Source organism: Arsenophonus sp. ENCA (assembly GCF_002287155.1).
Taxonomy (GTDB): domain Bacteria; phylum Pseudomonadota; class Gammaproteobacteria; order Enterobacterales; family Enterobacteriaceae; genus Arsenophonus; species Arsenophonus nilaparvatae.
This window is the reverse complement of the sequence record NZ_NHNG01000231.1, coordinates 1-4211: the sequence shown is the minus strand read 5'-3', so window position 1 is coordinate 4211 and position 4211 is coordinate 1. Positions and strand designations below refer to the sequence as shown.

The 4211-nt window shown below is 40.7% G+C and carries 2 protein-coding genes, 2 pseudogenes and 1 riboswitch; of the genes and pseudogenes, 3 read left to right on the top strand and 1 reads right to left on the bottom strand.

Annotation, left to right across the window (positions count from 1 at the left end):
• A partial coding sequence (locus CBG25_RS06040) for an integrase core domain-containing protein (protein WP_290603686.1) occupies positions 1–603 on the top strand: 603 nt, incomplete at its 5' end.
• Positions 604–658: 55 nt separating this feature from the next.
• Here CBG25_RS06040 and nudC read toward each other — a convergent pair.
• A pseudogene (nudC, locus tag CBG25_RS06035) lies at positions 659–1221 on the bottom strand (NAD(+) diphosphatase); the annotation flags it as partial.
• Positions 1222–1365: 144 nt separating this feature from the next.
• Positions 1366–1483: riboswitch (TPP riboswitch) on the top strand.
• 117 nt (positions 1484–1600) lie between these two features.
• On the opposite strand from nudC, the pseudogene thiC reads away from it, so the two are divergent.
• Together thiC and thiE are read left to right on the top strand one after the other, a co-directional pair.
• Positions 1601–3533: pseudogene (gene thiC, locus CBG25_RS06030) on the top strand (phosphomethylpyrimidine synthase ThiC).
• Positions 3517–4119 carry a thiamine phosphate synthase gene (gene thiE, locus CBG25_RS06025; RefSeq protein WP_366212730.1) on the top strand — a complete coding sequence of 201 codons (603 nt, stop codon included), beginning with the start codon at positions 3517–3519 and terminating at the stop codon, positions 4117–4119. The pseudogene thiC and the gene thiE overlap by 17 nt, the downstream one beginning before the upstream one ends.
• Positions 4120–4211: the final 92 nt, after the last annotated feature.

Genomic DNA, 4211 nt, shown 5'->3' with positions numbered 1-4211 from the left:
AAGAAAGCACAGGATGATGAAGCCAGTGGTGAGATTGAAACAGCACATCCGGGTTACCTGGGGTCGCAGGACACTTTTTATGTTGGTCATTTAAAAGGTGTTGGTCGTATCTACCAACAAACTTATATTGATACTTACTGCAAAGTCGTTCATTGTAAACTTTACACAACGAAAAGTTCGATAACTGCTGCGGATTTATTAAATGACAAGGTTCTGCCTTTTTATGCCCAACATGGATTACCGATATTACGTATACTGACGGACAGAGGTAGTGAATATTGTGGTAAAGTTGAGCATCACGATTATCAACTTTATCTGGCTATCAACGATATTGATCACACAAAAACTAAGGCACGCTCGCCTCAAACTAATGGAATTTGTGAACGTTTTCATAAAACCGTATTACAAGAGTTCTACCAGGTAGTTTTTCGTAAGAAAATCTACGGTAATTTAGAGGAATTACAAACTGATTTAGATAAATGGTTAGAGGAATACAATAACCAGCGTACTCATCAAGGAAAAATGTGTTGCGGTCGAACACCCATAGCAACTTTACACGATGGAAAACAAATTTGGAGAGAAAAAGATTTAAATCAAATTTAGCCTGACAGATACTGTATAAATAACCGGTAACTGTCAGATCAAGTCTGAGCTACTACATGTTACTAATGATAATATTACTCTCTTCTTTTACTTCTCTTTTCACCGCTTCTTCAATAGTCTCACCTAGTTCAACAAATCCTGCTAATACAGTAAATATTGGCTTTTTTTATGACGCCGATGTTGAGCCAATAAGATATGATCAGCACGCCGAATAGCAACAATAATACAGGGCGCAATTTGCGGATAATAACGCTCATGACAATGACTACACAAGCATGCCCATTCAGTTAAGCTGGCTGTCATTTTGTTGCCGCAATAACCGCAATAATGGTGCGAACGATAAAACTCTGCCAGTTGAATACCGCGTCCAACTAGTTTAAATAGCCCCTCATCTTGACTGGCAATCCATCGCGGCGAACACATATCCGTTGGTGATTTTGCTATAATTAACCAAATCGTTTCCGCTTGCCATTCACCAATAGGGAGTGCCTCTTTTCCTGTTAGCGACCAAAATTGGGCGGAACCTTTCGGTAAATCACCATTTGGCAACCAAATTCGACCACCAGAACTAACCACCCACCAGCCTGTTTCTGTTCCTGTTAACTTTTTTCTAATCATATAGCTCAATTCTTCTATATTTTATTGATTAGTGAATTTTGAAAATATGCCTTATTCATCAATATCAACTGTCTATTTTGATTAACAGCTGTTTGATGAAGAAGTTATCCATTGCAGTTTTCATTATCTTTCTTATATACTGACATCATCTTGTCGGAGTGCCTAGTCGGTTTAATAATACCTACAGGCTGAGACCGTTAATTCGGGATCCGCGGAACCTGATCAGGCTAATACCTGCGAAGGGAACAAGAGTAATCAACCTGCGATTTTGACTTATCAAAAGTAAACAGCGCAATTATTATACTATTACTCTCACCGAGCTCCAGACAAGCAATTTCTCTCTTACGTGAACCATTTGTAATGATTTTAGGAATTTGCTATGTCGAAAAATATTATTGCAACCAGCGATATTAGCGTTAAAACCAATACTACTTCGCCACGAAAAGCACAACGTGAAGCGGCACAACGTTTTCTTGATAAGCTACAAAATATCAACTTTCCCAATTCAAAACGGATCTATTTAACAGGTTATCACTATAATACCCAAGTTCCTATGCGTGAAATTCAGCTTTCACCAACCTTAGTTGGCGGTACAAAAGATAAACCCTTGCTTGTAGAGAATGAGGCAATACCTGTCTATGATACTTCTGGCGCCTATGGCGATCCTGATATAACTGTAGATATTAAGGAGGGGTTAAAAAAATGCCGCCAATACTGGATCTTCGATCGCAATGATACTGAGTTAGTTAAAAAATCAAGCTTATTTTACCCAACAACGACTGGCTGATGCAGGATTGAATCATCTTCGCTTCAATCACCGACCACAACCATTAAAAGCCAAAACCGGAAAAACAGTCACGCAGTTGCACTATGCCCGTCAAGGGATAATTACACCTGAAATGGAATTTATTGCGATCCGCGAAAATATGGGACGCGAGCGTATCAATAGTAAAATATTAACTCAACAGCACCCAGGCCAAAGCTTTAATGCTAATCTGACAAATAATATTACCCCTGAATTTGTTCGACAAGAAGTTGCCGCTGGACGTGCCATTATTCCAGCCAATATTAACCATCCTGAATCCGAGCCGATGATCATTGGTCGAAATTTTTTGGTGAAAGTCAATGCTAATATTGGTAATTCCTCAGTAAATTCATCGATTGAAGAAGAAATTGAAAAACTAATCTGGGCGACTCACTGGGGAGCTGACACCGTGATGGATTTATCGACAGGCCGCTATATCCATGAAACGAGAGAATGGATCTTACGTAATAGCCCAGTTCCTATTGGTACAGTGCCAATTTATCAAGCACTAGAAAAAGTTAATGGCGTGGCAGAAAATTTGAGCTGGGAAATATTTCGCGACACTTTACTTGAACAAGCCGAACAAGGCGTAGACTACTTTACCATCCACGCCGGTGTCTTACTACGCTATATACCAATGACTGCTAATCGATTGACGGGTATTGTTTCTCGCGGTGGCTCTATTATGGCCAAATGGTGCTTGTCACATCATCAAGAAAATTTTTTGTATACCCATTTCGACGAAATCTGTGCAATCTGTGCTGCTTATGATGTCTCTTTGTCACTTGGCGATGGATTACGACCTGGCTCCTTACAAGACGCTAATGATGAAGCGCAATTTGCTGAACTATATACATTAGGCGAATTAACCAAGGTAGCCTGGCAATATGATGTTCAAGTTATGATAGAAGGCCCTGGTCATATCCCAATGCAAATGATCCGCCGCAATATGACGGAAGAATTAACTCATTGCCATGAAGCCCCATTCTATACCTTAGGGCCTTTAACCACCGACATCGCACCAGGTTATGATCACTTTACCTCTGGCATCGGTGCGGCTTTAATTGGTTGGTTTGGCTGTGCCATGCTCTGTTATGTTACCCCAAAAGAGCACTTGGGTTTACCTAATAAAGAAGATGTAAAACAAGGACTTATTACCTATAAAATTGCTGCCCATACCGCTGATCTGGCTAAAGGCCACCCTGGGGCTCAAATTCGTGATAACGCCTTATCCAAAGCCAGATTTGAGTTTCGTTGGGAAGACCAATTTAATCTAGCTCTCGCTCCTACAACCGCACGCGCCTACCATGATGAAACACTACCGCAAGCGGCTGGTGAAGTCGCCCATTTTTGCTCAATGTGTGGGCCTAAATTTTGCTCCATGAAAATTTCACAAGAAGTCCGTGAGCATGCAGCTCAAATGGCACAAATGTCGGTAACATTTCGCGCCCACGGTAGTGAGCTATACCACGATATGGAGACGATTTCCGATGACAAAATGGACTGATCACGCATTTGCAACTACGGAGCATAAACTTGGCTTGTATCCAGTGGTTGATTCTGTCGAGTGGATAAGGCGCTTGCTTAGCGTCGGTGTTACCACTATTCAATTAAGAATCAAAGATCGATTAGCCAGTAACCTCGAACAAGATATTAATCAGGCAATTATGCTAGGCCAGCAATATCAAGCTCGCCTATTTATTAATGACTATTGGCAATTAGCCATAAAATATGGCGCCTATGGCGTCCATTTAGGGCAAGAGGATATTAATTTCGCTGATCTGAATCGCCTACAAAAAGCGGGATTGCGCCTAGGAGTTTCGACCCATAATCAACAAGAACTCATCAGAGCAAAGCAGTTAAAACCCTCTTATATTGCATTAGGACATATTTTTCCTACTACTACAAAATTAATGCCCTCTTCACCGCAAGGTTTAGTAACCCTAAAACAGCAGGTTAATGCCACACCCGATTATCCCACTATTGCAATAGGCGGTATCTCTTTAGCGTGTGTTCCCGCAGTACTTGCAACTGGCGTCGGGGGGTATTGCTATGGTTACACGAGTTTCGCAGTCTCTAAAAAAGAAGTATAAATTTAAAAACAAGAAAAAATCAGGATGTTCATATTTTGTCCGGTTATCCATGCATTAAAGATATCTATAAAATATTCTTGCAAGTAAGCAGT

What these genes read in the sequence shown, in the direction of transcription:
- thiE (WP_366212730.1), top strand. Translation starts at nt 3,517, where the DNA reads ATGACAAAATGGACTGATCACGCATTTGCAACTACGGAGCATAAACTT.